Source organism: Novosphingobium sp. (assembly GCF_049240505.1).
GTDB lineage: Bacteria > Pseudomonadota > Alphaproteobacteria > Sphingomonadales > Sphingomonadaceae > Novosphingobium.
In genome coordinates, this window is the sequence record NZ_JBMLSM010000158.1 from 1 (window position 1) to 16,120 (window position 16,120).

A 16,120-nucleotide genomic window follows, 5' to 3' on the forward strand; every position below is an offset into this window, starting at 1 on the left:
TATTGCGCGGGCATGGCAAACTGGCCCAGCGTCTGCTTGTCCTTGATCAGCGGACGGAACGGCGCGAACCATTCGGCCCGGTCCTCCGCATCGGGCAGGCCGAGCATACAGTCGATGATCCCGATATCCTTGGGCATTCCCATCAATTCTCTCCCGAAAGCTGCGGCCACAACTTGCGCAGGGCGATCTTGTCGACCTTGCCCAGCCCGTTGCGCGGCAGCGTTGTCTCACTGAAAGCGACGCGCACGGGCGCCTTGTAGCGGGCAAGCCTGCCTGCCACCCATTCGATGACGGATGCCTCATCGGTGCCCGGCGCGGCCACAACCGCCGCCACCAGCTTTTCACCCAATCGTTCGTCCGGCAGGCCGAAGGCGGCGCATTCGGTCAGCCCCGGCAGTTCGCCCAGCACCCGTTCCACTTCGGCGCAATAGATGTTCTCACCGCCGGAAATCACCATGTCCTTCTTGCGGTCGACGATGAAGATATAGCCGTCTTCATCCACGAACCCCACGTCGCCGGTGCGCAGCCAGCCATCGGCGGTCAGCACTGCCGCCGTCTCGTCCGGCCGGTTCCAGTAGCCCCGCATCACCTGCGCGCCGCGCACCACGATCTCGCCCGCATCACCGGCGTGCAGGATCTGCCCGTCCGGTCCCTCGATGCGCACGTCAACCATCGGCAGCACGCGCCCTGCCGCAGCGGGACGGCGCATGAAGTCCGGCCCCACGGCCTGCGCAATCGCGCCCGAACATTCGGTCATGCCGTAACCCGTGCCGATCTGCGCGTGCGGACACAGCGCATGGACTTCCTCGACAAGGTTCACCGGCAGGGCCTGACCGCCACTGCCGATATTGCGCAGGGAAACAAGGCTTGCCCCATCGGTCCGCGCGCGGTGCAGAATGTCCCACAGCATCGTCGGCACCGCGCTGAACATGCTGATCTGTTCCGCCGCAATCAGCCGCGCGGCTTCTTCGGCATCCCAGCGGCGCATGATCACCACCTTGCCGCCACTTACAAAGGGCGAAAGGAACCCCGCGCCAAGGCCCGAAACGTGGAACAGCGGATAGACCAGCAGCGATGCCTGCTGCGGCATCTGCGCAATCAGCGCTTCGGCACTCGTGCCCATCTGCTGCGCCATGTTGGTCAGCACCACCATGCCCGACATCTGCGTGCTCATCAGCCCGGTGATGACATTGCGGTGTGAAAGGACCGCGCCCTTCACGCGCCCCGTGGTGCCAGACGTGAACAGGATGGCGCAGGGATCATCGGGCGATGCGGCCCCGCTATCCTGCCCGGCGTCCCCGGCCCGCTGCGCCAGTTCGCCTGCATCCAGCGGCTTCTTCAGATCCAGCACCCGGCCTGCGTAACCGGCAACGCGCATGGCCTCGGCCCGCTCGCCATCGGCCAGCACCACAGCGGGGGCCACATCTTCCAGCATGGCCAGAAGCTCCGGCCCGGACCCCCGGCTGTTGACCAGCGCAGCAACACCGCCCGCCTTCATCACCGCCAGAAAGGCTACCAGCCATTCCGCGCTGTTGCGCATGGCAATCGCCACGCGGTCCCCGCGCGCGATGCGCAGTATCGGCACAAGCTGATCGCGCCAGCCAAACAATTGGTCATAGTTCAGGCGGCGTTCTGCCCCGTCGTCGCTGAAATCCACCACGCAAGTCCGGTCGCCAAAGCGGCGCGCGGATTCGATCAGCAGGTTCAGGTCGCTTGGCGCGGCCACGAACTGGCGCATCCCGTCGCGCAGCCCGATTTCGAACGGCGATCCCGGCCCGGCAACGCGCGCCAGAACGGGGTCGTTCAGAAAAACAGCCTCGCTTGCGCCGCGATGGTCTTCGCGCACCGTGTCGGACATCGCACTCCCAAACCTTTTATCGCTTTGCCTGACCCCCCTTCTATCTGGTTCTTTGCGTATTTCAAGAAGCATTTAATTGCGCATATCACATTTCAACGATTCCTTCGGACAGCGCCCGCGCAAAACTGGCGCCCCTATCCCCCCAGCCCTTAACCTCCCAGTGATGCCAGCAGCGCCACCAGTTGCGCCTGCCGGTTCACCCCGGTCTTGGCAAAGACCGCGCGCAACTGCACTTTCGCGGTGTTGTGCGCGATACCCAGGCGACGCGCGGCCTCCACCAGACTGTGCCCTTGCGCCAGAACGGCGGTCAGCCGCGCTTCGGCCACGGTCAGGCCCAGCAGATCGCGCAAGGCCTGCGGATCGGTGCTTTTTTCCGGCCCCGGACGTGCAAGGAACAGCGCCAGCGCGCCTGCGCCTGCGTGAATCGCGTTCACGTCCAGCGGTCGCGCGGTCACCACCAGGTCGCCCTGTCCGGGCCGCTCTATGCGAAAGCGCGTCAGATTCGCGCCGCTTGCCCGCCCTTCCCCGCTCAGCAATTCGCCCACGATGCGCTGCTGCGCCGGATCGGCCAGCACCAGTTCAGCGCTGCGCCGCATCAGCCCTTCATCCTCGGCCAGAATGCTGTCGGCCAGCGCATTCGTGCTCACAATGCGGCGGCTGCGGTCCAGCACGATCAGTGCCAGCCCCAAACCCTGCGCCGTCGCATGGAAAACGCCGTGCTGCGCGCCGGCAAACTGCAATTTCTCGAACAACCCCACCGCGATGCGCAAATGCTGCGACAGCATCTGCAATCGCGCACGATCTTCGCGGGTGAAATCGGGCAGCGCATTGTGGCGGCTGATACGGAACCGCGCTTCATATTGCCCGCCATCCTTGCGCCCGCGCGGATTGCCGAAATGCAAGTCTATGCCCAGCACCTGATCGAACCCGTTTTCCACCATCGTGCGGCGGTATTCGGGAAAGGCATCGTCCGGCAGCCCCGCCATGAATTCGGCATAGGACGTGACGATTCCATCCGCTAACCCCTGAAACGGGTCATCGGCAAACAGGCTTTCGGCATAGTTGCTGGCAAAGTCGGCGCTGCCGCCGGGGGTCAGGAACGTGGCGGGATGGCGCTTTCCGGGGGCGGTGATGATCAGCGTGGCGAATGTTGCGTCCATCCACCCCGCCAGCGCCTCAAGGAACCCGCGCCACGGCTGCTCTTCCCCGATCCCGGCATAGAGACGGGCGAGAAGATCCGAAAACTGAAGGTCAACCGCAACGGCCATGCGCGCAGCATAGGCGCAGCCTGGCCTGTCATCCAGCGCGGAATAACACCCCTGAAATCCGCATTTGCGCACTGGAAAATGCCTATGTAGTGGAAATTCGTTCTATCGGGATCAAAAATATGCCGCACACTATCGAAGCTCTCGCCACCCGCCTGCAGGCGCTGGAAGACCGCGAGGCCATCCGCGATGTGATCGCCCGCTACGGCCCCCTCGCCGATCGCGGCGATGCGCAGGCGCTGGCAGCGCTATGGACGGAAGACGGCACTTACGAAGTCGTCGGCTTTGCGACCGCGCGCGGACGGGCAGAAATCGCGGCGCTGATCGATGCGCCCTATCACCGCGAACTGATGGCAGATGGCTGCGCGCACCTGCTCGGTCCGGTGCCCATCACGGTCGAAGGTGACAGCGCAACCGCTGTTGGACACTCGGTGGTGTTCCGGCACCACGAAGGCACGTTCAGCGCGTTTCGCGTGGCGGCGAATTGTTGGACTTTGCGGCGCGATGCGGATGACGGGCACTGGCGCGTGCAGCATCGCGCCAATGCCTTGCTTGATGGCGCTGAGGCCGCGCGTCTGTTGCTGTCAGCGCCCGTCAGCGGCGTTTAGGTGCGCCTAGGTGCATCTAGGTGCACTTCAGGAATTGCGCCTCAACCGCCCCGCGAAACCGGAATCAGCGCCCCGGAAATCGTTCTGGCAGAAGGACTTGCAAGGAACTGGATGACCTTGGCCAGTGATGCTGGCTGCACCCATTGCGCAAAATCGGCATCGGGCATGTCGGCACGATTGGTCGGCGTGTCGATCACGCTCGGCAGTACCGCGTTGACGGTGCAATCGGCGCCTGCCAGCTCCGCTGCAAGGCTTTCCGTCAGCTTGTGCACCGCCTGCTTCGAAGCGGCATAGGCCCCCATCCCCGCGCCTGCCATCAACGCCGATCCCGCACCGATGTTGATGATCGCCGCGCCGGGGGTGTTGCGCAACGTGGGCAGTGCGGCCTTGGTCATGGTGACGCAAGTTGTTGCATTCATGGCAAACATTCGCGCCCAGGTGGCGGGGCTGCCATCGTCCAGCGTTTCCCACACAAAGCCGCCTGCCACGTTCACCAGCACATCGATCCCGCCCAGTTCGGCGCGCACACGCTCTACCGCCGCGCCAGCCTGCGCCGCATCGGTCAGGTCCACGCCGCCCAGATCAAGACCGTCGGGGTTCGCATCGGGCGCTGAGGGCGCAAAATCGATGCGGGCCACCCGGTCCCCGCTGTCCCGGAACGCTTCCGCCACAGCCCTGCCAAGAACGCCAAAGCCACCCGTTACAATCACTGAACGCATTGATTAAAAACCTTTTTAATGGCGTGGCGCCGCGCTGCCTGCCGCCCCGGCAAGGCACACTGTATCGAATCCCAGCACATGCGCAACGCGGCCAAGGCCGACCCAGGCAGCGGTGCAATAGGCAAGGTCCACCAGCTCGCCATCGCTGAACGCAGCATTCATCCGCGCCCAGAAATCTTCATCCGCAGCAAGGACTTGCGGTTCGGTGCCGAAGCGTTCGGCAAATTCGATGGCAAGGCTTTCGCGTTCGGAAAACACCGCCGCACCCCGCCAATCCTCAATCGCGGCATAGAACGCTTCGTCCGGTGCCGGACCATTATCGGTCACGAGTTTCCGGTTGGGATCGCCCGCCACGCTGAACACGGCGGGCGCATCGCGGTCTGCGCGGAAATCCTTGCACACCATGCACCCGTTGATCTGCGCGGTCCGCATCCGCGCGCCTTCGAATTCGCGCAGCGATAGTCCGCTTTCGCGATAGACCGCAGCGGAAAAGGCGCTGCTGGCCGACACGATGGGCACGGCGTGGGTGCGGGCGGCGAAGCCGAAAGGATCGGCCTGATCACCCTGCGGAACAGCAATGCGCGGCATGTCGTTCGCTCCTTTCGATGGGCGTTACATTCCCGGTGAGCCGGGGAAGCCCATGTAATATGTGCCTACGGTCATCCCGCCATCGACGACGATTTCGGTGCCGTGGCAGTAAGATGCTTCATCGCTGGCAAGGAATGCGCTGGCGGCGGCCACTTCTTCCGGCCCGCCAATGCGCTGCATGGGCACATTGCCATAGCTCTTGTCGATCTCTGCACGCGGCGCGCCGGAGTGGTTGGACATCACCGTATCGACACCGCCGGGGTGGACCGAATTGACGCGAATGCCCTTGTGCCCCAGTTCCATCGCGGCAACCTTGGTCAACCCGCGCACGCCCCATTTGGACGAGGCATAGGCAACAAGGCTGTTCGCGCCCTTCATGCCATCGACCGACGAGACATTGACGATCGAGCCTTTACCGCGCGCGATCATGCCCGGCGCAACCGCCTTGATACCGAGGAACTCACCAACGAGATTGACGCCCAGCACGCGCTCGTAATCGGCCTTGGTGGTTTCCAGAAGGCTCTTGAACATCAGGATGCCAGCGTTGTTGACCAGCACGCTGACCGGGCCGAGATCGGCCTCGGCCGCTGCCACCACGCGCGCCCAATCGTCCTCGCTCGTCACGTCCAGCTTGTAGAAGCGCGCCGCTTCGCCAAGTTCGTCGGCAAGCGCTGCGCCATCTTCTTCAAGCACGTCGGCGATGGCAACCTTGGCCCCTTCGGCCACGAAAAGCCGCGATGTGGCCGCGCCCATGCCCCGCGCGCCGCCGGTAATGATGGCGACCTTGCCTGCGAGCTTGCCCATGTGTTCTCCCGTTCCTCGTATTGGTTTTTGTAAAAATATCAGGCGATTTCAGGTGCTTCGATTTCAGGTACGGGTGCCATGTCCGGCACGTTGTGCGTCCAGCCCATTTCTTCGTAGCGTTCGGCGATGCGCCAGCCATCGGCGGTGCGGACAAGGCGATCGCGATACCACAGGCCGATGAAGAACACCTGTTCAGCGCCATCGGCAGAGCGGTGCGTCATCGGATTGAACAGGATCGTGCGACTGCGCGCTTCGTCTTCGGCAATATCCAGCCTGGTCGTGGCGACCATGTGCTGAAATGTGGGGAAGCGTTCGAGCGCGACCGGAAGCCATGCCTTGATCTGCGGATAGGTGCCCTTGGCCCCGCCGGTTTCGCTGTAATCGATCTGTGCATCCGGCGTGAAGATGCGGTCCAGCGCGTCCCAGTCCCGCTCATCGATGGCGAAACTGTAGCGGGCAAAGAGATCCCGAATCTCCAGCCGGTCAGATATTTCCTGAAGGCTTAGCATTGCACCTCTCCCCTCAGGGCCGATGCTGTGTCCGCACCGTTCCCTGCTACGTCCTCGTCAGGCGACTTTCTGGCCGGGCCGCTTGTCGAGCGTGACGTGCAACCCGTTGACGCGGCCCTGAATTTCGGGCGCCTTGTCACGCGGGTTGAAGAACTGCCGATACCACAGGCGGACCTTGGCGTAGGGGCCGTCCTTGGGAATGGCGAGCGGGTTGATGCAGGCGCGCTTGTTCGCCCAGATTTCAACGTCCTGCGCAAAGGCTAGGCGGCTGCCTTCCTGATAGGCCAACGCCATTTCACGGTCGGCATCGGTGGTTTCGCGGCTGCCATCGTGTACCTTGACCATCAGCGCGTGCCACGAACGGGTGACGCCATCTTCGATGGGCGTGTTCGAAATCATGATGAAGCTGTCGAACGTGCCCGCCATTTCCGATTGCAGGAAACCGGGGCCTTCGTACCAGGTATCCAGCACCAGCGCATCTTCCGGGTTGGCGGTGAGCGTGCGGTGGCCTGCGCTGTAATACTGATGGAGGTGTCCGCCGATGAATTCGTTGGCGAAATACTGCCAGTCGGTGGCCCCGTGGATGGGGATGAAGTGGCCGAAATCGGCCATGTTATCAACAATTTCGATGCCGTGGCTGTTCAGATCGCCCATATAGTCGATCTTCCATTCCACCCAGCCCGGTTCGCCATAGTGGCCGCCGAAATTGGGCAGTTCGACATCGGGTTCCAGCCCTTCAGGATCGTGCCACATCCAGATGATCCCGGCGCGTTCGATCACCGGATAGGTCTGCAGCTTTGCCGCCTTGGGGATGAAATCCGAATAGGGGATATGGTTGCACGCGCCATCGGTGCCAAAGCGCCAGCCGTGGAACGGGCAGCGGATCGATTCCCCTTCGACATGTTCGCCATCGCGCACGATGTAGGACGTGGAGTTCTTTGCCAGATGCGCGCCCATGTGCGGGCAATAGGCATCGACCACATAGGGCGTGCCGCTTTCCCCGCGATAGATCACCAGATCCTTGCCGAAATAGCGGATCGGCGCGGGCGTGCGGGTGGCATCGGTGGCCGGGCCGATCATGAACCAGCCGCGCGGGAAATCAAATTCTCCCAGACCGTAATCCTTGGTCGTTGCCATCAGCATCACTCCTGTAGATTTTTCGCCGTCTTGAATCGGCGTTATAGCGCATATGATGGATCAATACCCGATTTATGCGTCATTTGCGAATTTTTTATCGCGCGATAATGCTGTGCGATAATGTCATGGACGGCACTGCCCGGCAAGTGCGGGCATTAGGCCGTAAACTCATAAATGGCACCATCGAGGCGTCAGAATGGCGAATATATCGGGCCGAAAGGTCCGCCGCAGGGGCTGGTTGCCCCTGCAAGGGCGTTTCGGTTCGAGATGGAAGCCATTCTGACGTCCCTTCGGGATTTGACCAAAACGGCCATCTGCCGCGTCAGTCGGGCTTAAAATATCGACATATTCCCGCGCCCTCCTTCCTTGCACATGGCCGTTTTGCCTCAAACCTCGATGGTGCCATTTATGAGTTTACGGCCTAGATATTCGCGCCGGTCAGATCGCGCGCGGCGATGTATCCGAAGGTCATCGCCGGACCGATGGTTACGCCCGCGCCGGGGTAGCTTTCACCCATCGCGGAAGCCGCGTTGTTACCCACCGCATAGAGGCCGGCGATGGGCTGGCCCATATCGTCCACCACTTGCGCGCGGGCATTGGTGCGCAGGCCACCGTTGGTGCCGATATCGCCGGGGTAGATCGGCAGGGCATAGAATGGCCCCTCGGTCAGCGGGCGCAGGCAGGGGTTGGGCTGGTGGCGGTAATCGCCATACATCCTGTCATAGGCCGCTTCGCCGCGATGAAATTCGGGGTCTTCGCCCTTCGCGGCGTGTTCGTTGAAGCGGGCGATCTGCGCTTCGAGCGTGGCGGGATCTGCGCCCATTGCCTGCGCCAGTTCGGCAATGGTGCGGCCCTTCTTGAGGATCGTCTTGATCGCACCCGATTGCAGCCAGTCGGGCACCAGCGGCAGCAGCGGTCCCATCGGGAACTGGTGGCGATAGCGGTAATCGAACACCATCCAGCTTGGAGAAGCATCGCGGTGTTCGCGTTCGCGCCGGGCCATCTGCTGGCCGACGATGTGATAGGAGGCGGCTTCGTTGAGATAGCGTTCGCCCTTCTGGTTCACCATGATGCAGCCCGGCAAAGCGCGTTCGATGGTGCAGAGCCGCCCGCGATCCTCGCCCGGAACGTAGAATACCGGTGCGGCCCAGGCCGACTGCATGTTCATCGTGGCCGCGCCGATGGCCTGACCTGCGCGGATGGAATCGCCGGTGTTGCTGGTGACGCCGCCCGAAAGGTGCGCCTTGCTGTAGAGCGGGGCGTTGGCTTCACGCATCTGCTGGTTCTTGTCGAACCCGCCTGCGGCCAGAACCACGCCCTTGCGGGTGCGGATACGGTAAGGCTTGCCGTCCTTTTCCACCACGATGCCGACAACCTTGCCGCCTTCAGTAACGATTTCGCGCATCGGCGTTTTCAGCCAGACGGGCACGCCTGCCTTGTTCAGCGCAACGCGCAAGCCCCCGGTGAGCGCATTGCCGAGCGTGAGGCGGCGGTCCTTTTTGGAGGTGAAACGCAGCGGCCAATCGAGCCAGTATTTGGCCATGTTGCGCCCAAGCCCCATCAGCCAGCCCTTGCCGCGATAGAGCAACTGGTAGGTTTCCGCGAAAGTCCAGTTGAGATAGCCGAACAGGCTGGCGGCAGGCGATGGCAGGCGCTGGGTTTTCAGATCCGCGCCCAGCAGCGTGCCATCGAGCATTTCGGGCAAGTGCGTGCGATAACCGGTGACCGAACCGCCGGGATTTTCGGCGTGGTAATCGGGATAGGGCTGAGACGTGTAGACCACCGGCGTATTGGCGGTGACCCAGCGCAGCATGATCGCGGCGTTATCCACATAGGCGCGGATGTTTTCGTCCGGCACATTGTCTGCCGAAAGCGCGCGGACATAGGTGAAGGCATCATCGAGATTGTCTTCAAACCCGGCGGCCCTGGCCTGATCGCTGCCGGGAATCCAGATACCGCCGCCCGATGTGGCGCTGGTGCCGCCCCACAGCTTGTCCTTTTCGACAACCAGAACATCGGCATGGTTCTTTGCCGCGACAAGTGCGGACAGCAGTCCGCCCGCGCCCGACCCGACGACGACGATATCGACTTCCGTGTTCCAGCTCATCGCCTTGGTCATCCTGCCCGGTAGTTCTGCCCAGAGTTATGCTGGGTGGCACCTGTTTGGCGGCGCCTTATCCCATCGTTCAACGCAGTTGCCGCCACTCAGGGGCAAGAGTCAACACCATGCGTAGATATTTAAGTTATAAATTACGAAAAGATGGAATTTTGGATCATTTGCCAGCGGTTTCGGCGGTGGACGGGCTGATTCCGGCAATGAATGTGCGCAGCAGGGCTTTTTGCATATCCATCATCGGCGTGCCGGTCGCCGGTTTGCCCGACAGGCTTTCGATCAGCGGGGACGCCCAGAAGAAGCCGAACAGCATGTTGAAAATCGCCACGATCTGCACGGCCAGAACGTCATTGGCCGATGGCACGCCCGCCTTGTCGTTGAGCTTCCGGCCATAGCCGACGAGGCGCCCAAGCCAATCGAGCGCGACAAGATCAGGCTCGGCCTCGGATGAAATGGCGGCGCGCACCAGCAGTCTGGCGATGTTGGGATGCTGGGCCAGCAGATCGGTCATGCGGTCGGTCAGTTCGTCGAAACGGTCTTCCGGGCCTGCCAGAATGGCGTCCATCAGATCGGTCATCGGTTTGAGCGCGCGTTCATAGACCTGCCGGTAGAGATCGTCCTTGCCGGTGAAGTGCTTGTAGAGGCCCGGCTGCTGGAGGCCTGCCTGCGCGGCGATATCGCGCAGCGACGTGGCACCATAACCGTGCTGTGCAAACAGTGCCTCGGCCACATCGAGGATGCGGTTTGCGGTGCGCTGGCCCTTGTTCATCGCGATTGGGTTCAGGGTGCCGGGATTCATCGTGCTGGCGGTCATGGCAGTTCCATAGCGCAAGTAAGCGGAATTTCACTTGCGTAAAAAGTTATCGATCTATAACTTTTCTCAGGAAGCCAGTGAGGCGTGAATCGCGTCTGCACGATGGCCAGAGGAGACAGCGATGCTTGAAGAATCCCGCAGGCAATACCTTTCCGATATCCTGAAGCCGGTTTCGCCCCCGCGCGAAATCAGCAATCCGTTCACCGAAGAGCAGAAGCGGCTGATGCTGGACGTGGTGCACGCCAAAGGGCCGTGGAAGCTGATTCTGGCGCAGCACTTCCCCACCCCGGAATCGCTGCTGGCGACATTCGCGGGGGGCTTTCCCGAAGGTTTCACGCCCACGTTGGACATGTTTCTGACGCCGACGTTCCGGGGCTTTTTCGCGAACTATTCGACGCCGCTTTACCCCGAACTGCACGATGTCTTCTATAACGAGGCGTTCCTCAATCACGCCAAATCATACTGGGGCGCGCAATATGCCAAGCCGCAGATGATGCTGTTCAACGTGAACGGGCCATGCGCCAACACCGATCCGGGGCACCTGGATACGCCCAGCTTCCGGGGCGTGCGCTATGAAAATTCGCCGACCTGGCTGTGTTCGATCATGGGCCGTTCGGGCCTGTTCAAGGACTACCTGATCAAGATGGCGCAGGTAATCACCTGGTTCAGCCACGACCCCGAAAGCGGCTTCACCTATTGGCCCCAAGGCCCGCTGGCCAAGCCCGCGCGCGTGCAATCGCCGATCTATAACCGCGCGGTGGTGGTGCAGAACGAAATGCTGGTCCATCGCGGTGAAGCCAATGGCGCGCATGACCGTCGCCGCCCTGATGGACTGGCGTTCGACAGCCTGTTTTCCGGCGATCCCGACGATCGCGATGGCTGGCTGGTGAAGACCGGAGACAGCGTGATCGAACGCTATCACACCGATGACCTGCGCTTCCTCGTCCACTGGTCAGCCGAAGTGTTCAGCGACTTTGACGAGTTGAAGAAGAACATGGACGGGAGTGACAACCTGACCCACGAACAGGCCATCGACATGCTGATTGCAGATGTGCGGTCGCGCGGCATCCAGATCGAAACGCCCAGCGATCCGCTGAACGACCCCATGTTCATCCGCGCGCTCAATTCTGCCTACGACTTCGGCGGACCGGCGGAATACCCGGCAGAAGCCCCGGTGGACGCGCCGTTCGGCATGGCGGCTTGAGCGGATAATACAGCGATAACAAAATAAGGGCCGCAACCCGGTTGGTTGCGGCCCTTTATCTTGCGCGGCGCAGGCGGCGCGCGCTTACTTCAGCGTGGCGAGATCCGCATCGATCTTGGCCAAGCGCTCGTCGGTTACGTCTTCAGCCGCATAGGCCTGCACGGCCTTGAGCGTCATCGAGCGGGCCATTTCGACCTGTTCGTTGGTCGTGAAGCCCGGAATGTGCTTTTCGACGATGGCCTTGGCGGCGGGATCATCGAGCAGCGTGCCGATGTCGGTTTCGCCGGTGTTGTACTTGGGCTTTTCAGCGGGAGCCTGCGTTGCGGGCTTGGCCGGTTCGGCAGCCATCGCAGCAGCCGGGAGAGCCGCCGCTGCGAGAGTGGCGATAATGGCAATCCTGATCATAGTCATCCTCTCGGGACAGGGAACATCGCGAGTCTTGTCGCTGACATATTAAATGCACACTTGTGTTCGAATATCAAGCCTACCACGCGCCCCAGCCCCAGACGATCACATCGACCACGCGCTGGGCGAAGGCATCGAGTTCCCCTGATCCCCCCCCAGTGCCTCCCCCTTCAGTGTCGCCCCCTTCCGCATTGGTCACACCGCCACGTTCCTGAATGTGGGCACCGGTAATCCCGGCCACCAGAAGCCGGGCCACGGCGGCGGGATCGCGCAGGTTTCTGCCGTCGCGCGCCGCTGCTTCGCGGATATCGCAGGTGATCAGATCAACGATGTAGTCATACCCGCGCACCCGCATCACATCAGCCAGCGCGGGAAAGCGTTCGCGGACAGACAGCACGAGACGCTGCACGGCCAGCACGTCTGGCCGGGCGAGCCAGGTGGCGATGGTGGTGGCGTGGTGGCGCAGGCGCTGTTCGATATTGTCCTTCAGCATGGGGTCGCGCGAGGCGGCTTCGGCAGACCAGTCTGCGACCGAACGTTCGATGACCGCCTTGAACAGAGCTTCTTTTGAAGCATAGCGCGCATAGAGCGTGCCTTTGGAAACACGCGCTTTTTCAGCCACCTGTTTCATTCCCACGGCATCAAAACCATCAGTGAGAAACATCGTGCGTGCTGCATCCACGATCGATCGGTCGATCGAGGAAACTTGTTCTGCAGTGGGCCGTCCACGCATCGGCTGGTGGGACCTGGCAGTAGAAGATGCTGCCTTTGACGAGGGTTTCCGGGCATTTCTGGTGGGCACATTCATGGGCAGAGCTTGTTCCATAGCCATCGCTGCGGCGCAAGCGCGCAGGTCTGGCTGACTGCATTAATCGAACTCATGTGATCTATTACTTGACTCTGGCCGCAGTGCTGCGACAAATCTTGCCTGCAATGCGGGTGGCCGAAACACCGCTGCCACGGGACAGGATCGAGGAACGGAATGAAGGTCAACAGGCGCGAGGCAATTGCCATCGGGATTGCCGGTACGGGTGCTGCTGCCGTTCCGTTGCGGGCGCTTGCTGCATCGACGCAGATCGAGAGCTTGCGCGTGTGCGGATTGGAAAATCCGCTGGCTATGGGCGATCTGGAACCGCGCTTTGCGTGGAAATTGAACGGCGATGCGGGGCGCATCCGCCAGATGGCCTATCGGGTAAGCGTGGCACGCACCGAGGTGGACCTTGCCCGTGGCCGTGATCTGGTGTGGGACAGCGGCCGGGTGGAAAGCGCTGCAGGCGTGGATATTGCCTATGCGGGGCCGCAATTGCCATCGCGCAGCCGCGTGTGGTGGCAGGTGGAAGTATGGACCAGGGGCAGCCGCCAGCCGATGCGCAGTGCGCCTGCGATGTGGGAAACGGGCCTTTCGCCAAAAGACTGGCAGGGCGAATGGATCGCCAGCGAAACACAGGTGGCGCAGGCTGACCGTGAGGCCGGACTGCACTGGATATCCAGCCCGGAACGGCAGAAGGTGGGGCAGCGCTGTGCTTTGCGCTGGACGTTCGATCATCCCGGCGGGGCGGCGGAGTTCTGTGCCACGCTGCATGAACTGACCGGCGTGTGGATCAATGGTGAACCCGCACCTGAACCGCGCGATGGCCCTGCCCGCCAGTTTGAAATGGCGATCTGGCCGGTCACGCTGAAGCGGGGGAGCAATGTCATTGCCATCGAAGGCCGCCGTCAGGGCAGCTTTGGCGTGCCGCCTTGCGTGTTGGCGGCGCTGTTGCGGCATGGCGCGGGACTTGCCGGGCGCATGACCTCTGCCAGCCCCGGCTGGAAGACCTTGCTCGACGCGCCGGAGGGTTGGCACGCGCCGCAATTTGACGATTCCGGCTGGGCCGCTGCGGTTCCGGCCAAGGGGGCATTGCCGATTGGCGAACCCTGGCCCCTGACGCCCGCCAGCCGGTTGCGCCACGCTTTTACCATCGATCGCCCGATCCGCGCCGCGCGGCTTCATGCCACAGCGCTGGGCATCTATCAGCCGTGGATCAACGGTGCCGCGATTGCCGACCGCAAGCTGGCGCCGGAGTTCACCGATCCGTCCAAGCGCGTGCTGTACCAGACCTATGATGTGACCGCGCTGGTCAAGCCCGGCGCAAACGTGCTGGGCATGGTGGTAGGCGATGGCTGGTACGGATCGCGGTTCAGCACATCGGCGCGCTTTGCCTTTGGGCCTGCGCCCTGCCGGATGTTGTGCCAGCTTGAGATCGAACACGATGATGGATCGCGCAGCGTAATCGGCAGCGGCGGGGACTGGCAGATTGCCGATGCCGAAGTGCTGGAACATTCGCTTTACGATGGCGAGGTGCATGATGCCCGCGCCGAACAGGCCGGGTGGGCCAGTGTCGGTGGGCCGGATGAAGGCTGGCGCGCGGCAAGCGTCGTGGCGGCTCCGGCCATTCCGGTCGATCCGCAACGCTGCCCGCCGATCAGGGTTCTGGAAACGCGCAAGGCGTCAAGCGTAAAGCGATTGGGCGCAGGGCGCTATGTGCTGGATTTCGGACAGAACTTTGCCGGATTCCCCCGCCTGACGGTAAGCGCGCCTGCGGGCACGCGGATCGAAATGCGCTTTGCCGAAATGCTGAAGGCCGATGGGTCGGTAGATCAGGCCAATCTGCGCACGGCCAAGGCGCGCGACATCTATATCGCCGCAGGGCGTGGGCGCGAGGTTTATGAGCCGCGCTTTACCTATCACGGCTATCGCTATGCCGAGATTACCGGCGTGCCTGACGATGCGGCGGCGTGGAGCCTTGAAGGGCTGGTGGCCTATCAGGACTTGCCGCTGACGGCGGAACTTTCCTGCGGTGATCCGGTGATCGAAAAGTTCTGGCGCAATTCGGTGTGGAGCCAGAAGTCGAACTTCTATGGCCTGCCGACCGATTGCCCGCAGCGCGATGAGCGGCTGGGCTGGATGGGCGATGCGGCGGTGTTCTGGCCTGCAGCGGCGTGGAACATGGATGTGGCCGCCTTTACCGCGCGGGTGATGGAAGATGCGCGCCTTTCGCAAAGCGCCAAGGGGGCGTTCCCCGATTGCATTCCGCCCTTCGTGCCGACGATGAAGCTGTCATCGCCCGGCTGGGCCGATGCGGGGGTGATCCTGCCGCATACGTCGTGGATGCAGAATGGCGATACCGGTGTTATCCGCGCCAACTGGGCGGCAATGGAAGCCTATATGGCATGGATTGCGGCGGCGAACCCCGATCATGTCTGGCGCAAGCAGCGCGGCGCGGATTATGGAGACTGGCTTTCGGTCGATGCGCCAACCGCCAATCCCGGCGCGCCCACCACGCCGAAGGATCTGCTTTCCACCGCCTATTGGGCCAATGATGCCACGATGATGGCGCAAATGGCCGAAGCTATTGGCGATACAGCAGCGGTGACGCGCTATCACGCCTTGTTCGATACCATCCGCGCGGCCTTCAACGCGGCGTTCGTGGGGGCAGATGGCAAGATCGGCAATGGCAGCCAGACCGGCATGGTCGTGGCGATCCGCTTTGGCCTGCTTTCACCCGACGCGATGCGCGCAGCGGGCGTGGCGCTGGCAGCCGACATTGCGCGGCGGGGCAATCACCTGTCCACCGGGTTCCTTGGCACGCCGCATATCCTTGATGCGCTGGTGATGGCCGGGCAGGAAGATATGGCGATCACGCTGCTGACCCAGCGCACCTTCCCGTCATGGGGCTATATGGTGGAAAAGGGCGCGACGACGATGTGGGAGCGGTGGAACAGCGATCAGGGCGATGTCGGGATGAATAGCCATAACCACTATGCCTTTGGCGCGATTGGCGATTTCCTGTTCCGGCGCGTGGGCGGCATCGCACCTGTGACGCCGGGCTTTGGCACGGTGCGCATTGCGCCGATCATGTCGCCCGCGCTGGGCAGGGGCGGTGCCACCTATCAGAGCGTGCGCGGCACGATCCGCACTGCGTGGACGGCGAAGGATGGACAGTTCCGGCTCGACGTGGACCTGCCGGGCGGCGTGGACGGCGAAGTTGTGCTGCCGGGCGGGCGCAAGGCGCGCGCAGTGGCGGGGCCGAACCGCTTTTCGGGGAAGCTGTGA

14 protein-coding genes are annotated in these 16,120 nt (G+C 62.6%); 3 read left to right on the plus strand and 11 right to left on the minus strand.

Going from position 1 to position 16,120, the window contains the following annotated elements; genetic code table 11:
* Positions 1 to 142: 142 nt before the first annotated feature.
* Complete coding sequence (locus tag ACOVQ0_RS12840; protein WP_421885040.1) at positions 143 to 1,858, minus strand: class I adenylate-forming enzyme family protein; 1,716 nt, start codon at positions 1,856 to 1,858, stop codon at positions 143 to 145.
* 149 nt (positions 1,859 to 2,007) lie between these two features.
* Positions 2,008 to 3,126: a helix-turn-helix transcriptional regulator gene (locus ACOVQ0_RS12845; protein ID WP_421885042.1), complete on the minus strand. Its 1,119-nt coding sequence runs from the start codon at positions 3,124 to 3,126 to the stop codon at positions 2,008 to 2,010.
* Between the two features lie 119 nt (positions 3,127 to 3,245).
* Between ACOVQ0_RS12845 and ACOVQ0_RS12850 the strand changes: the two genes are divergently transcribed.
* Entirely contained in the window at positions 3,246 to 3,731 is a 486-nt protein-coding gene (locus ACOVQ0_RS12850; protein WP_421885044.1) for a nuclear transport factor 2 family protein, read from the plus strand.
* A gap of 41 nt (positions 3,732 to 3,772) precedes the next feature.
* Here the strand turns inward: ACOVQ0_RS12850 and ACOVQ0_RS12855 are convergent, their stop codons facing one another.
* The 7 genes from ACOVQ0_RS12855 to ACOVQ0_RS12885 form a co-directional block, all read right to left on the minus strand.
* Positions 3,773 to 4,450, minus strand: coding sequence for an SDR family NAD(P)-dependent oxidoreductase (locus ACOVQ0_RS12855; protein WP_421885046.1), 678 nt, complete (start codon positions 4,448 to 4,450; stop codon positions 3,773 to 3,775).
* A gap of 15 nt (positions 4,451 to 4,465) precedes the next feature.
* Positions 4,466 to 5,038 (minus strand): carboxymuconolactone decarboxylase family protein, encoded by a 573-nt coding sequence (locus ACOVQ0_RS12860; protein ID WP_421885048.1) that lies wholly within the window; start codon positions 5,036 to 5,038, stop codon positions 4,466 to 4,468.
* 24 nt (positions 5,039 to 5,062) lie between these two features.
* Complete coding sequence (locus ACOVQ0_RS12865; protein ID WP_421885050.1) at positions 5,063 to 5,842, minus strand: SDR family NAD(P)-dependent oxidoreductase; 780 nt, start codon at positions 5,840 to 5,842, stop codon at positions 5,063 to 5,065.
* 38 nt (positions 5,843 to 5,880) lie between these two features.
* Entirely contained in the window at positions 5,881 to 6,351 is a 471-nt protein-coding gene (locus ACOVQ0_RS12870) for a nuclear transport factor 2 family protein (protein ID WP_421885052.1), read from the minus strand.
* 57 nt (positions 6,352 to 6,408) lie between these two features.
* Entirely contained in the window at positions 6,409 to 7,488 is a 1,080-nt protein-coding gene (locus ACOVQ0_RS12875; RefSeq protein ID WP_421885054.1) for a Rieske 2Fe-2S domain-containing protein, read from the minus strand.
* A 421-nt stretch (positions 7,489 to 7,909) separates the two neighbouring features.
* Positions 7,910 to 9,595 (minus strand): FAD-dependent oxidoreductase, encoded by a 1,686-nt coding sequence (locus tag ACOVQ0_RS12880; RefSeq protein ID WP_421885056.1) that lies wholly within the window; start codon positions 9,593 to 9,595, stop codon positions 7,910 to 7,912.
* 166 nt (positions 9,596 to 9,761) lie between these two features.
* On the minus strand, positions 9,762 to 10,415 hold the full coding sequence (locus ACOVQ0_RS12885; protein ID WP_421885058.1) for a TetR/AcrR family transcriptional regulator: 654 nt from the start codon (positions 10,413 to 10,415) through the stop codon (positions 9,762 to 9,764).
* A 121-nt stretch (positions 10,416 to 10,536) separates the two neighbouring features.
* Between ACOVQ0_RS12885 and ACOVQ0_RS12890 the strand changes: the two genes are divergently transcribed.
* A complete protein-coding gene (locus ACOVQ0_RS12890; protein ID WP_421885060.1) occupies positions 10,537 to 11,619 on the plus strand; it encodes a hypothetical protein in 1,083 nt (360 codons plus the stop codon).
* A gap of 84 nt (positions 11,620 to 11,703) precedes the next feature.
* Here the strand turns inward: ACOVQ0_RS12890 and ACOVQ0_RS12895 are convergent, their stop codons facing one another.
* Together ACOVQ0_RS12895 and ACOVQ0_RS12900 are read right to left on the minus strand one after the other, a co-directional pair.
* Positions 11,704 to 12,030, minus strand: a complete 327-nt coding sequence (locus tag ACOVQ0_RS12895) for a hypothetical protein (protein WP_421885061.1) — start codon at positions 12,028 to 12,030, stop codon at positions 11,704 to 11,706.
* Between the two features lie 73 nt (positions 12,031 to 12,103).
* Entirely contained in the window at positions 12,104 to 12,856 is a 753-nt protein-coding gene (locus ACOVQ0_RS12900; protein ID WP_421885062.1) for a TetR/AcrR family transcriptional regulator, read from the minus strand.
* 150 nt (positions 12,857 to 13,006) lie between these two features.
* On the opposite strand from ACOVQ0_RS12900, the gene ACOVQ0_RS12905 reads away from it, so the two are divergent.
* Positions 13,007 to 16,120, plus strand: coding sequence for a family 78 glycoside hydrolase catalytic domain (locus tag ACOVQ0_RS12905; protein WP_421885064.1), 3,114 nt, complete (start codon positions 13,007 to 13,009; stop codon positions 16,118 to 16,120).